At 27.8% G+C, this 26,085-nt stretch carries 26 protein-coding genes and 1 other RNA gene; 19 read left to right on the plus strand and 8 right to left on the minus strand.

The window, feature by feature from the left end; translation table 4 throughout:
• The first annotated feature begins 86 nt into the window (after positions 1-86).
• The 11 genes from VBN07_RS00490 (at position 87) to VBN07_RS00540 (ending at position 11,811) form a co-directional block, all read left to right on the plus strand.
• Positions 87-1,505, plus strand: a complete 1,419-nt coding sequence (locus VBN07_RS00490) for a hypothetical protein (RefSeq protein ID WP_323177380.1) — start codon at positions 87-89, stop codon at positions 1,503-1,505.
• 105 nt (positions 1,506-1,610) lie between these two features.
• On the plus strand, positions 1,611-2,054 hold the full coding sequence (locus VBN07_RS00495) for a transcription antitermination protein NusB (protein ID WP_323177381.1): 444 nt from the start codon (positions 1,611-1,613) through the stop codon (positions 2,052-2,054).
• The gene (locus VBN07_RS00500) at positions 2,054-2,572 is read left to right on the plus strand and encodes a hypothetical protein (RefSeq protein WP_257088811.1); all 519 of its coding nucleotides are present in this window, start codon (positions 2,054-2,056) and stop codon (positions 2,570-2,572) included. Before VBN07_RS00495 ends, VBN07_RS00500 begins: the two co-directional genes overlap by 1 nt.
• Positions 2,572-3,726 (plus strand): aminotransferase class V-fold PLP-dependent enzyme, encoded by a 1,155-nt coding sequence (locus VBN07_RS00505; protein ID WP_323177382.1) that lies wholly within the window; start codon positions 2,572-2,574, stop codon positions 3,724-3,726. Before VBN07_RS00500 ends, VBN07_RS00505 begins: the two co-directional genes overlap by 1 nt.
• The gene (gene sufU, locus VBN07_RS00510) at positions 3,716-4,138 is read left to right on the plus strand and encodes a Fe-S cluster assembly sulfur transfer protein SufU (RefSeq protein WP_323177383.1); all 423 of its coding nucleotides are present in this window, start codon (positions 3,716-3,718) and stop codon (positions 4,136-4,138) included. The genes VBN07_RS00505 and sufU overlap by 11 nt, the downstream gene beginning before the upstream one ends.
• The gene (locus VBN07_RS00515; RefSeq protein WP_323177384.1) at positions 4,122-5,336 is read left to right on the plus strand and encodes a DNA polymerase IV; all 1,215 of its coding nucleotides are present in this window, start codon (positions 4,122-4,124) and stop codon (positions 5,334-5,336) included. Before sufU ends, VBN07_RS00515 begins: the two co-directional genes overlap by 17 nt.
• Positions 5,337-5,341: 5 nt before the next feature.
• On the plus strand, positions 5,342-6,466 hold the full coding sequence (locus tag VBN07_RS00520; RefSeq protein WP_323177385.1) for a nicotinate-nucleotide adenylyltransferase: 1,125 nt from the start codon (positions 5,342-5,344) through the stop codon (positions 6,464-6,466).
• On the plus strand, positions 6,466-7,185 hold the full coding sequence (locus VBN07_RS00525) for a pseudouridine synthase (RefSeq protein ID WP_323177386.1): 720 nt from the start codon (positions 6,466-6,468) through the stop codon (positions 7,183-7,185). The genes VBN07_RS00520 and VBN07_RS00525 overlap by 1 nt, the downstream gene beginning before the upstream one ends.
• A 231-nt stretch (positions 7,186-7,416) precedes the next feature.
• Positions 7,417-9,948, plus strand: coding sequence for a DNA gyrase subunit A (gyrA, locus tag VBN07_RS00530; RefSeq protein WP_416235050.1), 2,532 nt, complete (start codon positions 7,417-7,419; stop codon positions 9,946-9,948).
• A gap of 142 nt (positions 9,949-10,090) precedes the next feature.
• Complete coding sequence (locus tag VBN07_RS00535) at positions 10,091-10,516, plus strand: MscL family protein (RefSeq protein WP_323177388.1); 426 nt, start codon at positions 10,091-10,093, stop codon at positions 10,514-10,516.
• Between the two features lie 320 nt (positions 10,517-10,836).
• A complete protein-coding gene (locus tag VBN07_RS00540; RefSeq protein WP_323177389.1) occupies positions 10,837-11,811 on the plus strand; it encodes an Eco57I restriction-modification methylase domain-containing protein in 975 nt (324 codons plus the stop codon).
• A gap of 61 nt (positions 11,812-11,872) precedes the next feature.
• Here VBN07_RS00540 and VBN07_RS00545 read toward each other — a convergent pair whose 3' ends face one another.
• Entirely contained in the window at positions 11,873-12,526 is a 654-nt protein-coding gene (locus VBN07_RS00545; RefSeq protein WP_323177390.1) for a hypothetical protein, read from the minus strand.
• A gap of 213 nt (positions 12,527-12,739) precedes the next feature.
• Here VBN07_RS00545 and VBN07_RS00550 point away from each other — a divergent pair, with 213 nt between their 5' ends.
• The gene (locus VBN07_RS00550) at positions 12,740-14,608 is read left to right on the plus strand and encodes a transglutaminase-like domain-containing protein (protein ID WP_323177391.1); all 1,869 of its coding nucleotides are present in this window, start codon (positions 12,740-12,742) and stop codon (positions 14,606-14,608) included.
• A gap of 69 nt (positions 14,609-14,677) precedes the next feature.
• Here the strand turns inward: VBN07_RS00550 and whiA are convergent, their stop codons facing one another.
• Entirely contained in the window at positions 14,678-15,550 is an 873-nt protein-coding gene (gene whiA, locus VBN07_RS00555; protein ID WP_323177392.1) for a DNA-binding protein WhiA, read from the minus strand.
• A 472-nt stretch (positions 15,551-16,022) separates the two neighbouring features.
• On the opposite strand from whiA, the gene infC reads away from it, so the two are divergent.
• The 3 genes from infC (at position 16,023) to rplT (ending at position 17,174) form a co-directional block, all read left to right on the plus strand.
• Complete coding sequence (infC, locus tag VBN07_RS00560; RefSeq protein ID WP_416234920.1) at positions 16,023-16,571, plus strand: translation initiation factor IF-3; 549 nt, start codon at positions 16,023-16,025, stop codon at positions 16,569-16,571.
• Between the two features lies 1 nt (position 16,572).
• On the plus strand, positions 16,573-16,761 hold the full coding sequence (rpmI, locus tag VBN07_RS00565; protein WP_257088789.1) for a 50S ribosomal protein L35: 189 nt from the start codon (positions 16,573-16,575) through the stop codon (positions 16,759-16,761).
• A 62-nt stretch (positions 16,762-16,823) separates the two neighbouring features.
• Positions 16,824-17,174 (plus strand): 50S ribosomal protein L20, encoded by a 351-nt coding sequence (rplT, locus tag VBN07_RS00570; RefSeq protein WP_257088787.1) that lies wholly within the window; start codon positions 16,824-16,826, stop codon positions 17,172-17,174.
• Between the two features lie 116 nt (positions 17,175-17,290).
• Here the strand turns inward: rplT and VBN07_RS00575 are convergent, their stop codons facing one another.
• Complete coding sequence (locus VBN07_RS00575; protein ID WP_323176545.1) at positions 17,291-17,944, minus strand: hypothetical protein; 654 nt, start codon at positions 17,942-17,944, stop codon at positions 17,291-17,293.
• A 458-nt stretch (positions 17,945-18,402) separates the two neighbouring features.
• On the opposite strand from VBN07_RS00575, the gene rplJ reads away from it, so the two are divergent.
• Entirely contained in the window at positions 18,403-18,900 is a 498-nt protein-coding gene (rplJ, locus tag VBN07_RS00580) for a 50S ribosomal protein L10 (protein ID WP_323177393.1), read from the plus strand.
• A 31-nt stretch (positions 18,901-18,931) separates the two neighbouring features.
• Positions 18,932-19,303 carry a 50S ribosomal protein L7/L12 gene (rplL, locus tag VBN07_RS00585; protein WP_257088781.1) on the plus strand — a complete coding sequence of 124 codons (372 nt, stop codon included), beginning with the start codon at positions 18,932-18,934 and terminating at the stop codon, positions 19,301-19,303.
• Between the two features lie 128 nt (positions 19,304-19,431).
• Here the strand turns inward: rplL and ffs are convergent.
• The 3 genes from ffs to VBN07_RS00600 all read right to left on the minus strand — a co-directional run bounded on the left by ffs (position 19,432) and on the right by VBN07_RS00600 (position 21,531).
• Positions 19,432-19,526, minus strand: an RNA gene (ffs, locus tag VBN07_RS00590) — signal recognition particle sRNA small type.
• Between the two features lie 15 nt (positions 19,527-19,541).
• Positions 19,542-20,252, minus strand: a complete 711-nt coding sequence (locus tag VBN07_RS00595; RefSeq protein ID WP_323177394.1) for a pseudouridine synthase — start codon at positions 20,250-20,252, stop codon at positions 19,542-19,544.
• A 1-nt stretch (position 20,253) separates the two neighbouring features.
• Entirely contained in the window at positions 20,254-21,531 is a 1,278-nt protein-coding gene (locus tag VBN07_RS00600) for a hypothetical protein (RefSeq protein WP_323177395.1), read from the minus strand.
• Between the two features lie 219 nt (positions 21,532-21,750).
• On the opposite strand from VBN07_RS00600, the gene VBN07_RS00605 reads away from it, so the two are divergent.
• Both VBN07_RS00605 and VBN07_RS00610 read left to right on the plus strand, forming a co-directional pair.
• Entirely contained in the window at positions 21,751-23,622 is a 1,872-nt protein-coding gene (locus VBN07_RS00605) for a ribonuclease J (RefSeq protein ID WP_323177396.1), read from the plus strand.
• Between the two features lie 171 nt (positions 23,623-23,793).
• Positions 23,794-24,699, plus strand: a complete 906-nt coding sequence (locus tag VBN07_RS00610) for an SPFH domain-containing protein (RefSeq protein ID WP_323177397.1) — start codon at positions 23,794-23,796, stop codon at positions 24,697-24,699.
• A 57-nt stretch (positions 24,700-24,756) separates the two neighbouring features.
• Here the strand turns inward: VBN07_RS00610 and VBN07_RS00615 are convergent, their stop codons facing one another.
• Positions 24,757-25,410, minus strand: a complete 654-nt coding sequence (locus tag VBN07_RS00615; protein ID WP_323177398.1) for a chromate transporter — start codon at positions 25,408-25,410, stop codon at positions 24,757-24,759.
• Positions 25,410-26,057 carry a chromate transporter gene (locus VBN07_RS00620; RefSeq protein ID WP_323177399.1) on the minus strand — a complete coding sequence of 216 codons (648 nt, stop codon included), beginning with the start codon at positions 26,055-26,057 and terminating at the stop codon, positions 25,410-25,412. The genes VBN07_RS00615 and VBN07_RS00620 overlap by 1 nt, the downstream gene beginning before the upstream one ends.
• Positions 26,058-26,085: the final 28 nt, after the last annotated feature.

The raw sequence follows: 26,085 nt of genomic DNA on the forward strand, positions 1-26,085 counted from the left end.
GTTATGAAAAACAACTCCCTTTTGGGAGTTGTTTTTTATCTTTTTTACTTACTAAAATTTGCTTATTACTTATAATATAAAAATACATGAAGACAAAAATACATGAAGACAAAAATACATGAAGACAAAAATACATGAAGACATTGGAGTATAAAGGTAATCGTTGATATATCAATGATTTATTTAGAAGTTTCCTAAATAAAAAGATGATAATCAAATCAATTTCTCAAATAATAACCTTTTTAATAATTATTACATTTATTGTTTTAGCAATTTGTGGAAAATCAAATGTAGTGGAGAATAATCAATGATATACATATCTAATTTTCGCCCCAATAATTTGAGTTATTTATTCTCTCAAATCATTCTACGACGCTAGTGAGCTGGCTAAAAAAGTTAAAAATGGTTATTACACTTTTAATCCGAGAATGCATTTTGTATTAAGTAATAAAAAGCATCTTTTTAATTTACTTTATATAACAGCAGTAATACCACCTATTGATGTTGTTTACAAAATTTTCTTTGTAAACACTTTATACCTTTCAGATAAGCAAAGAAATTCGATTGAAAAGGTTGATGAATTAATTTATTTAATCAATTTAGAATCTGAAAACAAGTTTTCAAGATTCAAAAATGTTGAATTTAAATTTGATGTTTATGAAATGTCAATTGCCGGCATAACAATGGGATTATTTTTAATAGTCCAAACACTTGTTAAATTTACAGGACTTTCTAAAGCTGGATTAGACTTTGAATATGTGTTTTACATTATCTATGCAATCTTTTTCACAACTTATAAAGCAGCACTTTTAGGAGTTGCATCAGACTTTTTTGCACTATTATTTAATGGTGGAGTTTGATCTTGATATTGAATGTATGCAATAGTTCCAATTGCAGTTGTATTGATTACAAAACTATTCATTTTTATGTATAAGACAAAATCAATAAAAGCAGTTATTGCGACATTTGTAATGATACTTATTTCACTCTTTTCTACCTTCCTTACAGTGGTTTTAGTATCAAATTCAGATAATCCAAAATTCTTTTTTAAGAATAAAAAAACTAACTTAATTGAAGGTCTTAAAATCAGCAAAATTTTTGGAGTTGGTGCTCTTACAGATGCAACTTTATACATAATAATTGCAATTTCATTTATTCTAACTTTTGTTCTATTGTTCATAATGCTTTATGTATACACAAAACAAGATCAAAATAAGAGAATTGCAAGTTATTTCATAAACTTATTTATGATTATTGGAATTGTTCTGATTGTTATGATTGTATGTAGATGAATTTATGGGCCTTATGTCTTCATTAATTATGCAAACTTATTCTTAAAACGTAATTACACAGTAGGAAATAATTATCTAATCATTATGATACCAATCATATTCAGAACCTTAATTTCAATTCCAATTTATGTACTTATTTTATCTACTTTATTCTCACTTCTTGAATTAATCAAAAACAAGATTGAAGCAAGAAAAACTGTTAAATATATCTAACTAAAAGTTAGATATTTTTTTAAACTTTCTATACCATAGAACTAAAAGCAAAATACACAAAAACATTTTTTTAATATAATTAAAAAAATATTTAAGGAGTATTTTATGAGTAATAAAAAATCAAGAAGAGAAATCAGGTTAAATGTTATTCAAGTTCTTTACAAATATGAACTTTTAAATGAAGCAATTGACGTCCCTACTGCAGTTACTGAATTTGATTTTGTTGATATTGAAGAAACAAAAAGATTAAGTTTAATTGCATCTAACTACAAGTTTTTAAGAAAGACTTTATCATCGCTTTTAAACAGTGACTGAAGTTGAGAAAGACTTTCTCCAGTTGTTAGAGCAATAATTTTAAACGGTGCTTTTGAGTTGTTCAATAATCAACCTAAAATTGTTTTCAATGAGTCAGTTGAAATTACAAAAATGTTCTTCCCACCAGCATTAGACCAATCAAACGTGACACAAGAAGAAAGCTACTACAAATTTGTTAATGGTATTTTAGAAAACTATTACAAATTGATTCAGTTAATGGATAAAGCAAAATAATGTCATCAATCAAAATTAATAATCTTAAATTTGTAATTGCATACAACTCACATCTAAAAAAGATTATCAAGCAATTTTATTTTACAATTGAGCAGTTCGCTAACTATAAGTTAATCAAAAAGCAAGCAGATAATTCAGCTTACAGTAAAAAAGAAATGAGTATTTCTTCAAATACACTTAATGAACTTATTGATAAGTTTTTAAGTCACATTGAATTTGAAGAAAATGCAACTGATGCTCAAAAGCAAATGATTAGCAACTTTTATCATTTTATGTTCTATCAACTAATTGCTAAATATTACAACATTGATAATTTGACTTTTGATATTGAGTATTTAGAAAATAACCAAATTAAGTTAGTTAACAATAAGTCATTATCAAAAAAAGAAACTAAACACGAGTTTGATCTTTTAGTTAATAAAGTTAAAAGAACATACTACTATGACTTTTTAGATGAGTTTCAAAAATTACCAAATTACAACACTGTTTTACGTTCTATTCTAAAGAAGGTGCTTTAATGAAAAATAAAGAAATTAGAGAACAATTTCCAATCTTAAAGTCTATTGTTTATTTTGATTCAGCTGCCTTAGTTTTAAAACCCCAAACTGCAGTTGATGCTTTAGTCGATTTTTATTGTAATAAATCAATTTCATCACGTACAGCAGATACACCAATCGGTAGTGAAGTTAATCAAACAATTTCAAGAGTTCGTTCAAAAGTTGCTGATTTAATCAATGCAAAAGAAACAGAAGTTATATTCACATCAGGAACAACTGAATCAATTAATATGTTTGCCCAAATGATGGGGCAAATTCTAAAAGATGGTGATGAAATTTTATTAAGTTCATACAATCACTCTTCAAACATTATTCCTTGATTAGAAATTGCTAAAAAAACAAATTCAAAAGTTGTTATCTCAAATGACATTTTAAGTGATATTAATGAGAAAACTAAACTCATTTCATTTTCTAACGAAACTAACAACGTTAATATTCAGTTAGATATTAATACAATTTGTAAGATAGCAAAAGAAAAAAATATTGTAATTTTAGCTGATGCAGCACAAGCTATTAGTCATAAAAAAACTTCCTTAAATGATTTTGATGCAATAGCATTCAGCACAAATAAATTTTATGGACCAACAGGAATGGGTGTCTTAGCAATTAAAGATACATTACTTTCACAATTTAGACCAGTTAAATTTGGTGGTGGTTCAGTTGATGCGATCGGTAAAGATAATAATTGAACTATTAAAAAGACAATTTCAAGATTTGAACCAGGAACACCTGATTTAGGTGGTTTCTTTATGTTTGATAAATCACTTGATTTTTTCAACTCAATTGGATATGAAAAAACTCAAGAAATTCTTAAGGATTTATCAACTTACTTACACAATCAATTAGCTACATTAGACAATATTGAAGTTTTCTCAAAACCAGGTGACAACATTGCACTTATTAATGTAAGGGGAATTAATCCTCAAGATGTTGCTACTTATTTAGGTTCAAAAGGAATTTACACAATAGCAGGAATTTTCTGTGCTCCTTATTTAAGAAACATTCAAGATAATTATTCATTTTTAAGAATTTCACTTGGAATTTACAATTCATATGAAGATATTGACAAACTTATTGAAGAGTTAAAAAATGGAGGTGACTTTTATGCATTTTAATCAAAATGAAGCTCGTGAAATGATTATGGAGCATTATAAAAACCCAGTTAACAAAAAAGATTTAGATGATAAATTTCAAACCCATTACAGTAATACTTGTTCTGACAAAGTTCAATTAGACATTCAATGAGAAAATAACAAAATCAAAGAAGCAAACTTTAACGGAATTGGATGTGCAATTTTTGTTGCTTCAACTGATATGTTCTTAAGTTTAATTAAAAACAAAACTAAAGAAGAAATCTCAAATCTTATTTCGCTTTTTGAAAAGTTTGTTAATCAAGAACAATTAAGCGATGAGCAAATTACAAAATTAGAAAACCTTTGAGTTTTCTATAATGTTAAATCACACTTAAATAGAGTTAATTGTGCTCTTTTAATTGCAAAAGCTTACCAAGATGAGAACAACAACTAAAAAACCAATTATTTTCCATATTGACTTTGATAGTTACTTTGCATCAGTAGCAAGATTAAAATATCCATTACTCAAAGGAAAACCAATTGCAATATGCAAAAGCAAATCACATGCAATAGCTGTATCTATTAGTTACGAATTAAAAAACACAAAATTAGTTCGTGTTGGAATGAAAAAAGAAGAAATCAAAAGACTAGTTCCTGAAACAGTGTTCGTTGATGTTGATATGGATTTATGCATTAGTACATCTAACTCTATTTTTGGTTTTTTAGGTAGAAAATACACTGAAAATATTCATATATCATCAATTGATGAATGTTTTTTAGATGTAACTAATTTAGTTTATAAAACAAAAGTTTCACCAAAGTTTTTAGCTAGACAAATCCAACAAGAAATTTTAAGAGTTTTTGATATTCCGATCACAATCGGTATATCTCACAACAAATTTTTAGCTAAGATGACTACTAATATTTCAAAACCATTTGGAATCGGATTTACTAATGAAGCTAATTTCAAAGATCAATTCTTTCACCTACCAATTGGTGAATTTCACGGAATTGGTTGAAGGTCTGCTCCAAAACTTGAATCAATGGGACTAAAAACAATTGGTGACCTTTATAAAGCATCTACAAATATGTTGCTAATGCAAACATTATTTGGTAAGTATGCTGAAACAATACTTAAAAATTTACAACCTTATTATTATGAAAATATTCAACATCACGAAGAACAACTTCAAGGGTTAGGGAATGAAATAACTTTTGAAGATTACTATATGGATGAAGAAATTAAAATCAAATACTTTGATGATCTAATTAAAAAAGTTTCAGGAAGAGCTATTAAACACAATTTAGTTGGAAATGTAGTTTCTGTTTTAATCAGAACCAAAGAGAAAAAATGATTTACAAAGCAACATAAAATTTCCAAATATATCAACACATATGAAGATTTACATAGAGTTGCTTTTGATTTATTTGATAAACACTTCAGGGATAAAGAATACATTGGTATAGGTGTAAGAATATCAGGTCTTAGAGATGTTTTTGATATTTACATACCAGTTCCATTATTTCAGGAAGCGACTGAAATTAAAAAGTATGAAAACTTAAATATTAACTTTGCAAACATTGGTGTAACTAAAAATGTAAACAAAGAAAAAAACAAATTCACCTTACAAGGTAGCTTATACAGAAAGTAGGTATTATGAAAATAGGAATTTTTGGTGGTTCATTTGATCCAGTTCATAAGGGTCATTTAGAAATTGCTAAATATGCAATAAATGAACTTAATTTAGATAAATTAATTTTTGTTCCTACATATTCATCACCATTTAAGACAACTAAAAAAATTGCTTCAGGTGAGCACAGGATTAAAATGATTCAATTAGCGACAGATGGTGAAGATAAAATCGAAGTATCTGATTTTGAAGTTAAACGTGGTGGAGTTAGTTATACAATTGACACACTTAAATACTTTAAAAACAAATACAAAAATGACCAATTATTCTTGCTCATTGGTTCAGACAACTTAATGTCACTTAATAAATGAAAAAATATTGATGAAATTTGTAAGCTTGCAAAAATTGTTGTTTTCAAAAGAAGTAACAATTTCAACAAAATTTATGCAAAAAAATATAATGCTTTAATTTTAAATAACCCAATTAGACCTGAATCATCTACTTTATATAAAAAAGGTGAATTAAACTTTGTTCCAGAAGTTGTTGCAGATTACATTGCAGAACACAGATTATATATAGAGCAAATTATTTTCAATACACTTACTGCACTTAGAGCAAAGCACTCTATGTCTTGTGCTGAATTTGCAGTTGCACTTGCAAAAGCACATGGACTATCTGCTAGAGACGCTTATTTTGCAGGATTAGTTCACGACATTGCAAAAGAAATTGATCCTGAAGTTTCAATGCAAATAATTAAAGAAAATGAACCTGAATTATTAGATGGTTTTGAAAACCATATGTTACACCAATACACTGGTTACTTAATTCTTAAACACGCTTTGAAAATCAAAAATGAAGATATTTTAAATGCAGTTAAATATCACACGTCTATGAGAGAAAATATGACACCACTTGATATTGTGGTTTATATAGCTGACAAAATTTGTCAAGGAAGAAAGTATCCTGGTATCCAAAAAGTAAGAGCTCTAGCTTTAAAAGATTTAAAAGCAGGATTTTCACAAGCGGTTCAAGATGCTTATGATTACAACATTAATAAAGGAGTTGTCTTTTCAGATAAGCAACTTGCTTTATACAACAAATACAGAAGTGGTCAATCGCCTTTAGATATAGATTTGAAAGAAGGTAACTAATGCAAATGCAAGAAAGATTACAAAAGATTCTCTCTAAAGCAGGAGTTGCTTCAAGAAGAGAAGCTGAACAAATGATTTTAGATGGAAGAATTTCTGTTAATGGTTATATAGCTAAATTAGGTGACAAAGCTTCATTTAATGATGAAATTTTAGTTGATGGGTTACCGATTAATGGTGAAGAACAAAAAGTTTATTTTGTTTTAAATAAACCACCAAAAACTGTATGTACACTTAAAGATAATTTCAATAGAGCAAAAGTTACTGATTTAATTGATACACCTTACAAAATTTTTCCTGTAGGTAGATTAGATTATGATACAACCGGAGTTCTTATTCTTACAAACGATGGAGATTTAGCTAACAAATTAATGCACCCATCATATGAAGTTGTAAGAGTTTATAGAGCAAGATTAAATGAACCGCTTGATAAAAAAGAATTAGCTAAATTAAACAAACCTGTAATTATTAACAAAAAATTTTCAAACCAACAAGTTATTCACATTGAATCAAAAAGTTATTTTGTTGTTTTAACACAAGGAACTTACCATCATGTTAAGGAATTATTCAAATTAGTTGATAAAGAAGTTATCAATCTTAAAAGAGTTGAATATGGTGGAATTACAGTTGAAAACATTCCTGTAGGAAAATATAGACCACTTACAATAAAAGAAGTTAAAACTTTAAAAGCGTGAGTAAACAAACCAAAGGCTAAAAAATAGTCTTTGTTTTTTTTACTTTTAAAGCTTGCACACTACTGCAAAAGGTAAAAATAATGTATGTTATATAAATTTGTAAAAAATATATAATATATTTAAATTACATTTAAATATATCCTGTTAGGAGTTTGTATGATAGACAATAAAGACAAAGACAAAAAATTAATTGAAGAAATTGATGTTACATTAAAAGCTTCAGACGATACAGAATTTGAATATGAAGAAAATAACAAAATGATCTTCAAGAAAAAACAACCAGTAGTTGAGCAAGTTGAAGAAGAGGAAGAATTACCTCAAAACAATGATGAATATCAAGTTCAATCTCAAATCATTGAGTCACCAACAGAGGGATTAATTCCAATTGTTATTGATAACGAAATGAAGCAATCATTTCTTGAGTACTCTATGAGTGTTATTGTTTCACGTGCTCTTCCAGATGCACGTGATGGGCTTAAACCGGTTCACCGTAGAATTCTTTACGATATGTCAGAATTAGGAATTACTCCTGGTTCACAACATCGTAAATCAGCTCGTATTGTAGGGGATGTTTTAGGGAAATATCACCCACACGGTGATTTATCAGTTTATGAAGCTATGGTTCGTATGGCTCAAGATTTCTCAATGCGTTATCCACTTGTAGATGGACATGGTAACTTCGGTTCAATCGATGGTGACTCAGCTGCTGCTATGCGTTATACAGAAGCAAGAATGTCTAAAATTGCTTCTGAAATGTTAGAAGGAATTAAAAAAGATACAGTTGATTTTGTAGATAACTATGATGGAAGTGAAAAGGAACCTACAGTATTACCTTCAAGATTTCCTAACTTACTTGTTTCAGGTTCATCAGGGATCGCTGTTGGTATGGCAACTGAAATCCCACCACACAACTTAGGTGAATCAATTGATGCAGCTATTGCTCTTGCTAAAAATCCTGAAATTACAGTTAGAGAATTAATGCAATACATTAAAGGCCCTGACTTCCCAACTGGCGCAATTATCCTTGGAACAAAAGGAATTTTAGAAGCATATGAAACTGGAAGAGGAAGTATTCCTGTTCGTTCAAAATGTGAAGTTATTGAGCAACCAAATGGAAAATCAAAAATTATTATTAGAGAAATTCCTTATGCAATTAAAAAAACTACAATCATTGAAAAGATTGCTGAATTACACAAAGCAAAAGTCGTTGAAGGAATTACAGACTTAAGAGATGAATCGAACAGAGAAGGTATTCGTTTAGTTATCGATGTTAAAAAAGGTGTAAATCCACACATTCTTTTAAACAAGTTATTCCAAAAATCAAATATCCAAACATCATTCAACTTTAACTTAGTTGCTATTGTTAATGGAGAACCTAAAACATTAAACTTAAAACAAGCTCTCGAAGTGTTTATTGAACACCAAAAAGATGTTGTTTCAAGAAGACTTAAATTTGATTTAAATAAAGCAGAAGAACGTGCTCATATTTTAGCTGGATTAAAAATTGCTGTATCAAACATTGATGAAGTAGTTAAGATAATTAAACAATCTAAAACAGATGCTGAAGCTCAAGAAAAATTATCAAGCAGATTTGATTTAACTGAAAGACAAACAAAAGCTATCCTTGAAATGCGTTTAAGCAGATTAACAGGATTAAACATTGAAAAAATGGATCTTGAAATTAGTGAATTAAATGTTGAAATCGCTCATTACAAAGACATTTTATCTTCAGAAGAAAAATTAATTAACCAAATTGTTTTAGAACTTGAAGAAATCAAAGAAAAATTCAATGACAAACGTAGAACTGTTATTGATGAATCAGCTGTTGGTGTTATTTCAGATGAAGATTTAATTCATGAAAGAGAAATTGTTATTACATCAAGCTCAAAAGGTTATGTAAAGAGAATTGACTTAGATGAATACAACACACAACGTAGAGGTGGAGTTGGTTCAGTAAGTATGAAAACTTACGAAGATGATGATATTGCAATGATTATTCATGCATCAACACATACAAACTTATTGTTATTCTCAAACATTGGTAAAGTTTATGCATTAAGAGGACATCAAATTCCAGAAGGTTCAAAACAATCAAAAGGAGTTCCTTTTGTAAACATCCTTTCAGGACTAGATGTCGAAAATGGAGAAAAAATTATATCAATTCTTAATGTTGATAAATTCTCAGATGATCAATATTTAGTAACTGTAACTAAACAAGGTATGTTTAAAAAATCTGATCTTAAATTATTTGCAAACATTAGAAAAAATGGACTTATTGCATTTAAATTAAAAGAAGGTGATCAGTTAGTTAGAGCATTTGTGATTGGAAATGAAGAATCTGTATTAATCGCAAACAACTACAGAAATGTATGTATGTTCAAATCTGATGACATTAGACCACTTTCAAGAAATTCATTAGGAGTTAAGGGGATTAAACTTGATGATAATCAAGAAGTTGTATCAGCTTCATCGGATAGCGAAGGTTCATTAATCCTTACACTTGGTGAAAAAGGATTCGGAAAACTTACAGACAAAGAACAATTTAGATTAACAAGAAGAGGTTCTAAAGGAGTTGCTGGTATTGATAGTAACAAAGCTGGAAACTTAGTATTTGCTAGATTTGTTAATACAAACGATGAGCTTTTAGTAATTACATCATCAGGTTCAACAATAAGAACTCAAATTAACCAAATTTCTGAAACAGGAAGAAATGCTAAAGGTGTAAAAATTATTAACTTAAAAGACAACGATTCAATCGTTGCTGTTGAAGTTATTTCACAAGATAATTAAGAAGTACAATAATGCTAAAGTAAATTAGCATTATTTTTTTATTCCTTGCATTAAGTTAAAAAAGGGTATAATAGCGTAGTTAATTTATTAAAATACAAAACAACGAAAATATATAAAAAACTTAATTTGGAAAGGAATTGAAATGTCTAAAAAATCTTCAATTTTCAAAAAGTCATTAGTTGATGCTAAAAACAATTTAAAACGTGGAAACATTTTATTATTAGCTATTGCTTTCATTTTAGGAGCAGTATTCAGTGCTTTAGTTGCTTCATTAGCAAACGATATTATTATGAACCCAATTTCTAAATTATTAGGATTTGACGAATTAGCAAAAATGGAATCAAATGGTGTTCTTTATGGAAAATTCTTAGCTGCATTATTAACATTTATTATTGTTTCATTTGTTGTATTTGCAATTTTATTTGGATACTTCTTAATTGCTAACGCTATTGCAGCTCACAAAGCTGCCAAAAGACCAGTAGTTGCTGAAGCTCCAGCTAAACCTACAACAGAAGAATTAATCTTAAAAGAATTAGTTAAACTTAATGACAAAATGGATAAAAAATAATTTATCCAAAATGAAAAGCTACCTTTTAATTAACAAGGTAGTTTTTTTTGTGACTTTTTAAAATAAAAATAATTCAACGTGCAATAGTTGATATCACTTAAATGTATGAATTATTTAAAGTGCGATTTTCAAGATTCTTAAAGGTTGTTAAATGAATAAATATTTACTAAAATTATTACAATATAGACTTAAGAATAAAAGGTTAGTGCAATTGAAAATGCTATAATAAAATTAAGATTAGAGACTATAGTTAAATACACAAAATGAGTTAAATTTTGGTTTTAAAAATAAAATAAATTAGGGAAAGGTGCATGGGAAATATGAACAAGATTCAATACGGACAATTCTTCACTGAAAGAAATGTTTTTGAAAATAACTCTGTTTTTCAAGAGTTTATGTCTAAAAATGAGTTATGAAATAAAAATATCTTAGAACCTTTCGCAGGTGCTAATAATTTAATTAGATTCTTACAAGAAAAAAATAAAAAATTGAAGTATGAATCTTTTGATTTAGAACCTAAAAACTCAAATGTAAAGAAAAACGATAGTATTAACAATTGATTCTATAAAGACTTTGATTTAATAGTAACTAATCCCCCATATTTATCAAAGCATTCTGCTAGAAGAATGAAAATAGATGCTGATTTTCAAAATTACGATGATTTATACAAACTATCATTAGATAGATGTATAAGCAATGTTAGATTCACAGTCGCAATTATTCCTACAACACTTATTAATAGTAATAGAAAAGAAGATCAAAAATTAATTGAAAAGTTAGTTATTTTTCAATTATTACCAGACAAGGAAAATTTCAATGATACTGAGCACCCTGTTGCTTTAGCTTATTTTGATAATCTAAAAGATGATGGTGACTTCTTGCTTTATGAAAATAATAAGTTGATAGATAGTTATAAAAACTTAAAAAATAAGGAACAAAAAATCCTACAGCAAAGAAATGAATGAAATATAAGATTTAATGTTGTTTCAGGAAATCTTTGCATAAATACAGGTGATAACACAAAAGACAAAACAAATATTAAGTTTCATGATTCTGAATGAAAATCAAATGATCAAGTCAAATCTACTGACAGACATAAAGTGAAATTGTTAATTGAAAATGTAGAAGTGGATGAAGAATTAATAGAAGCATTCAATAAAAAAATTCAGGAATTAAGAAACAATCATTGTGATTATTTATGAGCTTCATTTAAAGGCGTTTCAAGAACAGGCCATTTTAGAAAAAGATTAGATTTTGAAACTGCAAAAAAAATAATAAATTCAATACAAATTTAGAAATGAAAAGTAGACAGTTTTTGTTTTCTGTCTACTTTTCTTATCTTAGTTTAGTTCAAATTTACCGTCTTAATTTTTTAATTGAGTTATTTTGTAATTTCATAATTAATTTATCAAGATTAAGTACAATAGCATTTTCATTAATATCTTTTAGTGCTTGTATTCTGCTTTCTGTGTAATATTGACCATCTAAACAAAATCACACTGAATCAACAGTGTTAGGGCCAAGATTTTTAAGTTGGATAATAACATCATTGTATTGATTATCTTGAGCTCCACCGCATTCATTTGTATATTTATTTACAACATAAATTGTCTTACCGTTATGATGTATGACAAAATCTAGTGATTTTAGTTCTCTTGGTTTGTCATTTGAATTATGAACAATTTCATCATTGAGTAAATAAAGAGCTTCAGCTCCTTTAGGATTTAGTTTTTGAACGTTTACTCCAATTTTTGTTAATTCATCTTTAAAGACGCACTCATAGATATTTTGTCTTTTAGGATCTTTCATAAGGAAAGATAATAAAACATCATCAGTTAGTAATGACTCTCTTATTTTGTCTTCATACTTTTTATCTAAGAATACTCTATCAACAACTTTTTTAATTTTTAATTCTAGTCATTCAGGAATTCCATTTTCTTTGATTTCTTGCTTAAGTTTTTCTCTTTCGTTTTTTCATTTTTCTTCAATTATTTTGCCATATCTATCCATAAATGACACTCCATTTTATTTTCTAGTAATTTTATTATACTAAATTTGAAACTAATTTTTAATGTAGAAAAGTTTGAGTAATCAATCAATGTGATTGATCTAAATTCAGAATAAATTAATTTAATTGGTTGAAAACATAATAAATGTTATATCATTTAATTATATAAAGAGTAAGTAAAGTAATTATTTGTTTTTACTTACAGATGGAGACTTATGAAAAAATCAAGTTTATTTAAATTATTATTTTTAGCACCTGCAACAAGTTTATTGATTTCTGCAATTTCTTGTGGTACTAAAAATGTTAAAGAACCAACACCTGATAAACGGAGAGAACCAATATCAATAGAACCAAAACCTGTAGACCATATTTCTACACCTGACCCAAATCCAACTAATCCTGAACCAGTAACTCCAACACCAGAACCGAATGCTCCAGAAAAATTAAATAGTGTTGAATCATATAAATCACAAATTGAGCAAACAAGAGTTGATTTTAACAATTACTTGAACGATTATGCGAATGTTTATAACGGACGTGCTGAATCATTTGTATTTCATATGGCTAGACCTGAAGGAACTGATGAGCAATATGGATCTTACAAAAATTTTGCCGATGTAATTTTTGGCAAAATTAATACAGTAATTGATGGGTGAGATACTGTAGTGGGGAATAATGCAGAATCTGCTAAAGAAGAATATGCAAAAATTAACAAAATGTTTTCAACATTTGTTAAAGGTTTTAATAAGCAATTAGCTGCGATAAATCCTCCTACTTATTCTTTAAAATCTGAAATGACAATTGATGAAGTTAGAGAACATTTCAAAGAAATCGTTCAAAGAGTTGTTTCAGATAAAAATGAAGATCATTCAAATGAAGAAAACTACAAACCATTAAATGGAAGAATCAATTATGATAAAAATGGATATTTAATTCCTGCTGATACATATTATGAAGTTGTTAAAGATTTCTTAAAATCAGGTTTTAGAAATTTCAAACAAATTTCATTAGTTTCAACATCATCAATTTCATTTGAAGTTACACCACAGAATAAAGTTTATGGAATTTTAATAAATGCAAATGACTTTAGAAGAAATGATATGAATCAAGTTGTTGATAAATACGTTGAAAATGCACTTAGTTTAGTCGATAACTCAATGAATACTTATGAAAAAGTATATGTTCTAGGTAAATACGTTTTAGAAAACTTAATTTATAAAACTGAATCAGGTAAAGAAACAATGAATTCACTTGACTTTGCCTACATTGAACATAAAGGTGTATGTAGACATTATGTTGATCAAATGGCGCTACTTTTATCGAACTTAAATATTCCATACAAAGTGATACAAGGTGACTACCATACTTGATTAAATATCCAAAATGAAGATGGTAAATGATTCTCAACTGATCCAACACATGCAGATACAGGTAAAGCTGAAAAATACTTCCCTCTAGGAAAATCAGGTGAAATCGATTTAGATTTTGAAATGAAAAACTTTTTTAATTATCAAAATGCAGTTACAACAGATTTCACATTATTTGATTTAGAGCCAAATGATGGTTCAAATGAAACAATTAACTTTATTTCTCAAGAAATGCATAATTCATTATTTAATAAGTGAGTTTACAAACTTAAAGATATGTATGCAGATGGAGAAGAAATTTCATCATTAAACTATAGTGATCATAAGTTGTATTTTGTTTCGACAAAAGATAATCAACCTAAATTACAATATGTTGAAACAAACAAAACTATTCCAATTGAAAATATTGAAAACTCAATTCATACAGTTGATGAATTTAGTTCATTAGTTAATGGACTAAGTTTAAAAGTTTTACCAAAAGCTGCTATGCATAGGGATAAAATGTTCTTTATGGCTCAAAATGATAATGGAAATTATATTTATTCATATAATATTAAAACACGTGGACTTAAAAAAGAATTTGTATATAGTGAAGACTACAAAAACTTCTTTATCTTCCTAAATCAAAATGAAAACAAACTTGAGTTTTCATTTGGAGATCAAAATTCAGAAAACAAATTAGTTAAGTTATTTGACTTAAATTTACAAGATCAATAGAAATTGAAGCAGACTAAAATGTCTGCTTTTTGATTAAAAAAACATCTCAAGTTACCGAGATGCAAAACTCTATTTTTTAGCATTCTTGTGCTCTGAAACAATTTCATTAAGTTTTCTAAATCAGTGATTTATTCCACTTTTTGAAACATACATATTATGTTCAGTGTTAAGTAAATTTGATAATTCAGGAAGTGACAATCATTTGTTTTCAACTTTTAATCTAAATAAAACAAGTTGATTGTCTGTGAAATGAATATCTAATCCATTTTCAAACATATAGTTAATGTTTTCAATATGCTTAATTGTACTCTTTGCAATCTTATTAATATTACTCATATCGATATTATTAATACGGTTAACAACATTTTCAAAGTCGCGAGCAATAATTATGTTTTGAAGCTTGTACCAAGACTTTTTAGCATCAATAGCTGCTAAAAAGTCAATAACTTTTTCCTTATTTTTAAGGTAAATTATGTATTTATTATTTCTATTCAAGAAGTTGAAATTAAAGTCATATTGATTTAGTTTTTCTTGAATTTTTACTAAGTGTCCAGGATTATGTGAAGAAATTTCTAAGTGGTATGAAGTTGATGATTTTCCTGAGATGCTACCACTTCCGAAGAATACACCAGCAAAAAAACTTGTAAGTGAATCTTTAAAATCAATTTCCTCAATCATTTCAAGGTCAGAAATCTTAATTAATATTTTAGTTTTTCATTTTTGATTAATGATTGGTTTAATATTAATTTTTTCAAGTTTTCTAATCAATTTTGAATAAAGATATTCATTTTTAATTTTGAGAACATAAAACTCTTTTTCAACTTCTGCAGCACAAAAAAGTAAACCACTTAAAAACCTCTTAATTTCGTGTGGTTTAGATAAGTTGTTTATGACTTCTTTTTTTAACTCTCAACTAAACGATGTTTTATGTTCTTTATTCATAGTTTAATTATAAAAAATATAATATTTTATGTAAGTTATTTTTTAACAAATAAGCAATATTTTTAGTTCATAAAAATGCATATAAAAGTTGGGTTTAGACAGTCAAATAAAATAAATTTATTTGTAATTACTTGCATAAATAAAATTGCTAAAACTTTTTTACCTTACACATAGGTATATTGGTTAAAAACTAACATATAACATAGTTATATGTAAGGTTAATCAAAAAATATTTTTTTGATAAAATTAAAAAGCAATATAAAAGTTTAAATTGCAGAAAAGTAGAAGACACTTCTCACCTGATGACCATAGTCTTGGGTTTAGCTACAATTAAACGTATCAAAAATTCTGATACCTTTTTTAGTAGAACAAGGAAGTGGGTAACCACTTTTTTACTTAACATTTATTTAAGGAGTATATTATTCAAGCAAAAGGAAAGAAAACACCTTCAGAACATTACGTAAATTCTGATATTCCATTCAAACAAGTTTTTGTAATTGGAGCAGATCAAGAAAAAATTGGTGTAATGTACACATCTGAAGCAATTGAATTGGCAAAAAGCCAGAGAATGGACTTAGTTTTAATAAGCGTTGAACCTAAACCAATCTGTCGTATTCTTGATTACGGTAAGTTTAAATATGACCGTAAAAAGAAAAATAAAGAACTAAAAGAAAAACAAACAATTATCCAAAATCGTGAAGTTAGATTAACTGCAATGATTGGAGAAAATGATTTACTTACAAAAAGTAGAAAAGCTAGAGAATTTCTTTTAAAAGGTGACCGTATCAAAGTTTCATTAAAATTAAGAGGACGTGAATTATTGATGAAAGATTTAGGAATCAAGACTTTAGAAAAATTCTTCGCAACATTAGAAGATATTGCTGAAATCACATCAGAACCTAAATTAATCAATAATCGTTTCCTTGACATGAATCTCCAACCAAATAAACAAAAAGTACTTAGATACCAAAAAGAAAAGAATCTTGAATCAAAAGATCAAGATGCTAAAGAAGGAGAATAAAATGCCAAAAATGAAAACTAAAAGTGCGTTAAAAAAACGTATTAAAGTTACTGGAACAGGTAAAATCTTAAGAGAACAAGCTTACCGTTCACACTTAGCACAAAACAAAACTACAAAACAAAAACGTCACTCACGTAAAGCTGCTCTTATGTCTAAATCAGACCTTAAAAGATTTAAAGCTTTAATCTAATCTTGTTAAGTTAATTCATAAACAAGATAATAATTAACATTATTTAAGAAAGGAATTAAATTATGGCAAGAGTTAAAGGTGGAACAGTTACAAGAGCAAGACGTAAAAAATGAATAAAATTAGCTAAGGGATATTTTGGACACAAATCAATCGGTTACAAAGTTGCTAAACAAGCAGTTGTAAAATCTTGAACATACGCTTTCAGAGACCGTAAACAAGTTAAAAGAAACTTCCGTAAATTATGAATCGCTCGTATCAACGCTGCAGTTAGAGCAGAAGGAATGAGCTACTCAAGATTTATTAACGGTTTAAAAAGAGCAGGTGTTACAATTAACCGTAAAATGCTTTCAGAATTAGCTATCAACGAACCAAAAACATTTGCAGTTTTAGTTGATATTGCAAAACAAGCTTAATTTTAAATTGCTATTCACACATCCAAATGGATGTGTTTTATTTTGCTTTTGATGTCTTTAAATTGCAAAATAAAATCTCGGAATAAGCTTCCGAGATAGTATATAAGCTATATAAATTAATTTTGAGGTTTGTCAACAAAGTTTCTAATGATACTTTTAGCTGTAACATCAACATTAGCAAAGATTGGTTTTCATTCTCAATCTATTAATGTATTTTGAGGAACAATATGATCAAAACTAATGTTTACTAATTTATCAAAACTTGTTTCAGTTGAGTTGTCATCAACACCTTTAACAAATTTTTCAGGGTCAAAGTATTTTTCAATTCTGATTGAAACAATTTTAACTTCATCATCAGGTGAAACCATTTCTCTAACTGAATTAATGTTTCCTTTGAAGTATTCTAACTCATTAGGAAAACGTAAGTCGTCAATGATAAATAAACTGCTTTTACCTGCTTTAGAAGATTCGCTAGCAATTGATTTAATTTTTTCAAAAACTCTTGAACATCAAATGTTTGTGTCAATGTTTCTTCCAACTTCCCCCATAGCGATTCAAAGTGGTCTAACAATTTCTTTGTCTTGACCATTTCAGTTAATTTCATCTAAGATTGGTTGAGTAATTTGCTTAATTGGTTGTGCAAAAGATAAAATGTGTGTGTTATCTTCAAATTGAGGTTTTAATTGTTTTGAAAGTTCATTACTTAATAAACCTTTTCCACTACGTCTTTTACCATTGATTAAAATAATAACGTGTTTATTTTTGCTCATATTGTCTCCTTGTGAATCTATATAAATTTATTGTTAATAGTGCATTAAATTATGCGTTTTATGAATCTAAATTTGAAATAAAAACAACGATAGAAATTGATTAATTTCTGATTGCTGTAAATGAATTATAAAGACAAAATTTAAAAACAAAAAGAAATAGATGAAATTTTCATAAAATGTGAAAAATAGGAAAATTACATTTTTTTTGATTGGCAAAATTTACTAACAACATTAGAAAATTAAAAATTTAATTTTATTTCATAAAACTACTTTTATTACTATGCTATAGGTTTAAAAGTATTAAAAGTATTATTCTAATTTTTAAGTTATACTATATAATATAAACGCAATACATATAGACAGTAACTGTATAAATGCTTATACTTAATTTGTTACCGAGTGTATCTCATTCCTGTTCAAATTGTATTGCGTAATAGATTTTGAAGGGAGGCACAAGTATGTCAGAATCAAAATTAAAAGCAGCTAAAAAAGAAGTTGTTTTAGAAATTGTTGATAAAATTCAAAACTCTAAAGCTGTTGCTTTTGCTGAATACCGTGGTTTAACAGTTTCTGAATTAGAAGAGTTCAGAAAAGAAGCTAAAAAACTTGGTGTTGACATCAAAGTTTACAAAAACCGTTTATTCAACTTAGCAGCACAACAAACAGGATTTGCTGACTTAGCAGAATACTTAGTTGGTCCAAACATTTTCGCATTCTCAAATAATGACGATATGTCAGCAGCTAAATTACTTACAAAATATGCTAAAACTCACAAATTATTAGTTGTAAAAGCTGGAACATTTGAAGGTAAAGTTATCAACGCTGCAGGTGTTAAAGAAGTTGCTACTCTTCCAACATACGAAGAAGCACTTGGAATTCTTGCACGTTCAATGATGGCACCATTACAACAAATTTCATTATCACTTAAATTAGTAAGTGAAGGTAAAACAGAATAATAAAAATATTTAGTTTGAAAGGAAACATATTATGGCTAAATTAACAAAAGAAACATTCATCGAATCATTAAAAGAAATGTCAATTAAAGAAGTTATGGAACTTGTAGACGCTATGAAAGAAGAATTCGGAATCGACCCTACAGCTGCTGTTGCTGTTGCTGCAGCTCCTGCTGAAGGTGGTTCAGAAGAAAAAACAAGCGTTAAAGTTGTTTTAAAAGCTGACAACGGTAAAAAAGTTGCAATCATTAAAGTTGTTAAAGACTTATTAGGTGTTGCTTTAATGGATGCTAAGAAAATCGTTGACACATTACCAGCTGTTGTTAAAGAAAACATTAAACCAGAAGAAGCTGAACAAATTAGAGCAGCTTTAGTTGAAGCTGGTGCAGATGTTTCAGTTGAATAATATAACTTCAATTAATTCAAATTTATAATTAAAAAACCTTACAAAATCTGTAAGGTTTTTCTTTTTTATCTCATTAACTATAAAAAAAGTGAGAGCTCATGGCTGTACGTGAGACTCTCTTTAAAAATATCTAACAAAACCACCAGACACAGCACTTCCTCATGTGGCTGCTACATTTCTGTCCTGACCAGGTTAGTGGGTTACTGTTCTGATGGCTTAAATATTATAACACCATTTTTTAATATTCTCTATTTTTTAATTTTAAAATTTCATCTTCAGTTAAATATCTAAACTGATCTTCTTGTAGTGTTTCGTTTTTAATATCTAAGAAAGCAAATGAAATTCTTTGTAATTTAGTCACTGTTAAATCAAAATGTTTAAACATTCTTTTAACTTGATGGTACTTACCTTCATTTATTGTAAGATTTGCAGAATTATCTGAAAGAATTTGAAGTTTTGAAGGTAAGACAATTTCATTGTCTCCTATATCAAAACCTTTTTCAAATTCAGTTATTAAGTTTTGGTCAATTTTGTTATCAACTTCAACATAGTAAGTTTTCTTGACATGTTTTTTAGGTGAAAGTAAATCGTGAGTTAATTGTCCATCATTTGTTATTAATAGTAGCCCTGTAGTGTCTTTGTCTAATCTTCCCACTGTGTGAATATCTTTATATGAGTTAATGTTTTCATCTAATAATTCAAAAACAGTTTTATTTAAGTTATCGTAATTTGCACAAACATAATCAGCAGGTTTATTTAGTAAAACATAAATAAATTCTTGATTAGGAACAATTAATTTATCATCTAAACAAACTTCTTCATTGATTATATTAATAATTGATTTAACCACTTTGTTATCAACTTTAATTCTTTTAGAGGAAATTAACTTTTTAGCATCAGTTCTACTGATGTTTAAGTTAAATGAAAGTCATTTATCTAATCTAGTCATATTATTTTAGTAAAGCATTATAAATGTTGTGTTTATAAACTTCTACTCCTGGTTGAGATAATGGGTCAACTCCAAATAACAATGAAGATAAGATTGCAACAAATTGGAAGAAAGCAAATAAATGAGCTAAATTATTGATTGAAATTTCATCAAATTCAATAATTAAATCATTATCCTCAAATGCATTATTTTTGATATTAAAATTAGGTTGATTTTCACCTTTTGTGCCTAGGAGACCTAGCTGGTCGAATTTTTTATTGTCTTGATTCAAGTTGTATTTTTTATTCTTAAATACAATGTTTGTTGTGATTGAAAAATCACTATCCAAACTATTTGTATTATTAACAGAATCCTTAATTGTTAAATAACCTTTTTTCTCTTTATTTTCACTTGAGTTATATAATGAACAAACATATTCAACAAAGGAATCTAATATAAAATCATTATCATTAATAACTTCAACAGTCTTGTTATTGTATCTTGCAAAAATGTATCTAAAAATAGCTGTAAGAAACACAATATTTTCTTTTATTGGTGTGTTCAAGGTCTTTTCAATAATTGAGACAAATGTCTCGATTAATTCTCTTGAATTAAAATTCAAGAATTCAAGTACAAATAATGATGACGGATCAAATATTGAAACATATCTTTCAGGTATGTTTGTAGGTAATTTCAAGAATAAATAATTATGAATTTTAGCCATCTTATTAAGTATATTATCTGCTTCAGTGCTTGCAACTGTAATAAGTGCATTTAACATTTCAATACTATCGCTTTTTTTTAAGTTAGCTTCAAGTAGTTTTCTATATTCTCTAAATGAAACAGAGCTTTCAATAGAAATTGCACTCTTTGAAATATAATAGATAGCAAATTTTTGCCCTATTAATGAAGAAAGTTGATTTGTTAAAACTTCAGGAGAAATGTTGTTTTGTGTAAAGATAATATTAAAAGCAGGTTTATTATTTAAATAATTATTAAAAATAAAGTCATAAATCGCTTTAGTAGTTAAATATGATTCTCCATCAGCAATCACAACTAATGTATCTATTTTGCTAGATTTTAAAAATTCAACTTTAGCTTTAATTAACTCTAAGTTAAATTCAAGATTATCATCAATATACTTAAGCACATTAGTTTCTTCATCGTCAGTGTTTTGGAAATTTAAAACTAAGTTGTTATGAATACTATTAACTTTTTTAATAATTTCATTAATTTTGCTGTGTTTTAATATTGAATTCACATCCTTAAGTCGGATATTTAGGTTACCGAATTTATACATTTTTCTCCTTATTAATAGTGTTAATTAAATTTTATATTTATTTTTAGAGTTTGTTATTTTAAAACACTTATTTTTATAATAAAAATTCGATATTCTCACGATATAAACTAATAATAGTTTATAATATAGAACGCAAATACATATTTATATGTATTTAACATTATTTCATTTAATAATTTGATTAAAAATTACATTATTTATTCATATTTTGGAGGCAATATGAGAGAAAAACAACCGACTTACATATTTGGTTTAGGTGGTGTTGAAGAAATCGGTAAATCCACATTAGTTGTAGAACATATGAACCATATTTTCTTAATTGACTCAGGGATTAAATTTGCAGACACTTACAACACTGGTGTTAAAGGTATTATTCCTGACTATTCATACTTAAATCAACCTGGAAAAATAATTGAAGGTTTATTCATTACACACGGACACGAAGATCACATTGGTGGTGTTGTTTATTTAGTTAAACAAACAAAAATCAAAAAGATTTTTGCTCCAAGAATTGCAATTCAATATTTAAAACTTAAATTTGAAGAGCACAAAATTACAAGAAAAATTGATTTTATTGAAATCAATAAATCAGATGTTTATAAGTTTGCAAATGGATGTAGAGCTGACTTTTGAACCGCTCAACACTCAATTCCCGATGCATTTGGTGTTAGATTAACTACCCCAAACGGTTCGCTTATGTGTACAGGAGACTTTAGATTTGACTATACACCAATCGGAAACTATACAGACTTTGCAAGATTAGATGAAATTGGTAAAGAGGGACTTACAGTTCTTTTATCAGATTCAACTAATGCCATGAGACCTGAGCATTCACCTAGTGAATCAGACATCTTAACTGACTTGGAACGTCATATGCGTGCTGCAAAAAGAAAAATTATTATTACTTCATTTGCTTCTAACTTAACAAGAGTTAAAGTTATTATTGAGCTTGCTGCTAAATTAGGTAAAAAAGTTATTCCATTCGGTCGTTCAATGATCCAAGGAATTAAAATTGGTAGAAAATTAGGTTACATCAATGTTGCGAATGGTGTGATTGTTGATAAAAAAGACTTGCCTAACATTAAAGATTCAGATCTTGTTGTTTTAACAACAGGTTCTCAAGGTGAAGAACTTGCCGCATTATCTAGAATGAGTTATGGTAAGCATGCAACAATTAAAATTGTAAAAGGTGATATGGTTATTTTCTCATCAAGTCCAATCCCTGGAAACAGAATGGTCGTTGAGTTACTTACAAACAGACTTTACAAATTAGGTGCAATTATTAAAGAAAATGGTGTTGATGGTTACTTACATACATCAGGTCACGCTTATGAGTGAGAGCATGATAAAATCTTTAAATTAACTAGACCTAAATATTTCCTTCCATACCATGGTGACTACAGAATGTGTTTAGTTCACGGACAAACAGCTATTAAAAATGGAGTTAATCCTAAACATGTTTTAATACCTAAAAAAGGTCAAGTGTTTGAAATGTACAATAACGTTATTAAGTCAACTAATAAAACAATTAACTTTGGTCCTATTTACATTGATGGAAACACAGTTTTAAACATTTCAGAAAAAATGCTTCAAGAAAGAGCAAAACTTAAAGACAGTGGATTTGTTAATATTGTTTTCTTAATTGATAGAAACAAAAATGCAATCGTTAATAGACCTCAAATTGTAACAAGAGGAAGCTTCTTTGTGAAAACTTCTAAACAATTAATTGAAGAAACAAGGAGAGTTGCTCACGGTGCAGTTCTATACTACATTAAAAATAATCCAGAATGATCTGTTAAAGATTTGGAAAAATTAATTCAAGATAGATTAAGTACATTATTCTACAAGGAAAAACGTAGAAATCCTATTATCATTCCTACAATTATGTTCCTTGACGAACCGACTGATGAAAAATTAGCTAAAGTTAAACTTAACTTCGGTAAACAGTTAGATATCGATGAACAATTAAATGATCCTACAACAAAGAATTTAAGCAAATCACTGAAGAAACAATTACTTAAGGTTAAAGAATCAATTTTTGGTGAAGTTGAAAACGATGAATTAGAAATTGATGAAGAAGATGAAATTTAACCAATAACACTTGAGCACATAGATAAAAACTCTATGTGCTTTTATTTTTGTAAAAGTAAAATCCCAAACTTTATGTAAATTTTTCATATTTTTAAACAAACTTTTCAAATAATATAAGGTAGTTAAATCAAAGGGGTATAATTAAAATAACCAAATTATTATGGAGGTTATATGTCAGGTATTGTTATTGCTGTAATTATAATTGTTGCAGTGCTTGCCGTAGTAATGCTTGTGATTACAAGTTGTCTTTCAGTGAGAATTGTTAGCGAAACTAACTTCTGCATTGTTGAAAGACTTGGTAAATACAAGAAAACAATGACTAAGGGTGTAAACTTTATGGCTCCTTACATTGACAAAATCAGAGTTAAAAATAACTTTAAGGAAAAAGTTTTTGACTACCCTGCTCAACACGTTATTACAAAAGATAACGCTACTATTCAAGTGGACACAACAGTATATTTAAAAATCTTTGATCCAAAATTATTTGCTTATGGAGCTGAAGATCCATTTTTAGCTATTGAGTTTTTAACATCAACAACACTTAGAAACTTAATCGGGGAACTTGAACTTGATGAAGCATTAACATCTAGAGAAATTATTAACGCTAAGTTAACTAAAATCTTGGATGAAGCTTCAGATGCTTGAGGAATTAAAGTAAAAAGAATTGAAATTCAAAACATTATTCCACCAAAAGAAGTTCAAGAAGCTATGACAAAACAGATGCAAGCTGAACGTATCAAGAGAGCTCAAATCCTTGAAGCTAGTGCTGAAAAAGAAAGTAAAATTCTTAGAGCGCAAGGTGAATATGAAAGTACAATCTTACGTGCAAAAGCAGAAAAAGAAAGTATGATTGAAAGAGCGACAGGTAAGAAACAAGCGATTGAACTTATTACAACTGCAAACATTTCAACTGAATACTTACAATTACAAAGTATTGAACAATTAGAAAAACTTGCAAATGGTCATGCTACAAAAATCATTATTCCACCTAACTTAGCAGATGTTGCTAAATCAATGTCAGTTGCAAAAGAAGTTTTAGATTTACCTTCTAGAGAAGAAGCTAAAGTAAACAAATAGAAATTAAAAACAAACAGTGTAATTATTAAAAAAACACTGTTTGTTTTTTGATTTTAATTATCCAGCATAAGGAGCAAATAAAATAAGTGAAATTCCTATGTTTATAAGAATAATTCAGAATAGAGAAATTCTTCTTTTAGCTAAGTAATATGAACCTAAAATACCTATTGGTACATAGATTTTTAACAGAATATTTTTGTATCCCACAAAATAATTATTGCTTGTTCATCCTGCGTAACCTTTAGAAGATGAATTAAAGAAAATTTCAGGTACATAAATAGAGATGAATAATTGAATTGCAAGAGCAATAATTATTCCTGAAACAATTGGTTTCATAATGATTAACATATTAGCAATGAAAGTATTAGTTTTAAATTTTTTAATATACTTCATTGCAATTACCATAATGATAATGGCTGGTAAACAGAAAATTACATAAGTTAAGAAAACTGCTATATAACCTCATCATTGACCAGATGCAACTAGGTAACCTGTGAAAAAAGCGAATTTAGTTGACACAACACCAGGTGTAGTGTTTGAAATTGCAAACACATTATTGATTGCATTTTCATCAATATTTGCTCCAAAAACTTGTGCTAAAAAGTTTCACAATCATTGGAATATTGGCATAAAAACTTGACCACCACCAAAGATTGAAAGTGAAATTAATATTAAAAGAGGTAAGCAAACTAATAAAGCAGTAAGTAGCATTATTTACCTCCTTTTTTAATGAAGGTAATCCCATTTTCCTCAAGTGATTTATTTAATGATTGCTTATTGATAAAGTGCTTTTTATTTACTAAAAAAACTACAGCAAAGACAAATAAGATAATCACAATTGAGAAAATTGGTAAATTGTAAGGTGATGGAACAAACAAGGAAACACAAATTGAAAAGAGCATAATAATTAATCAAACTGGTAATTTGAGTGATTGCTTAGATTGCTTTATATATCTTTGCGCAAATGCAATCAGAAAAGCAATAATTGAAACAAGCACACCGACTGAAATTATTTTTAAGTACTCACTAGGTATGTATTTGGTAAAGATAACTAAGAAAATAAATGCAAATATTACGTGAGGTAATATTCCTAATAAAGTAACTAAGGTTCCCTTAAATCTACCTAAAAGACTTATAGATATATATGAAAGTGTTTGAATAACAGAAGCTCCTGGAAGCATATTTGTAACAATTACAATATCATCCATTTCTTCGTTAGTTATTCATTTTTTATTATCAACTGCTTCTTTTTTGATAACCGGTAAAAGAGCATTACCTCCACCGAATCCAACAAAAGTAACTTTGATAATAAATCAAAACAATTCTCAAAAACTAACTTTTTTCTTATCTTTATTCATTATGTCTCCTATTTATTTAGCAATATTT

The sequence above is a fragment of the Mycoplasma sp. 4404 genome (assembly GCF_034863325.1).
In the GTDB taxonomy this organism is placed as follows: domain Bacteria; phylum Bacillota_I; class Bacilli_A; order Mycoplasmatales; family Metamycoplasmataceae; genus Mycoplasmopsis.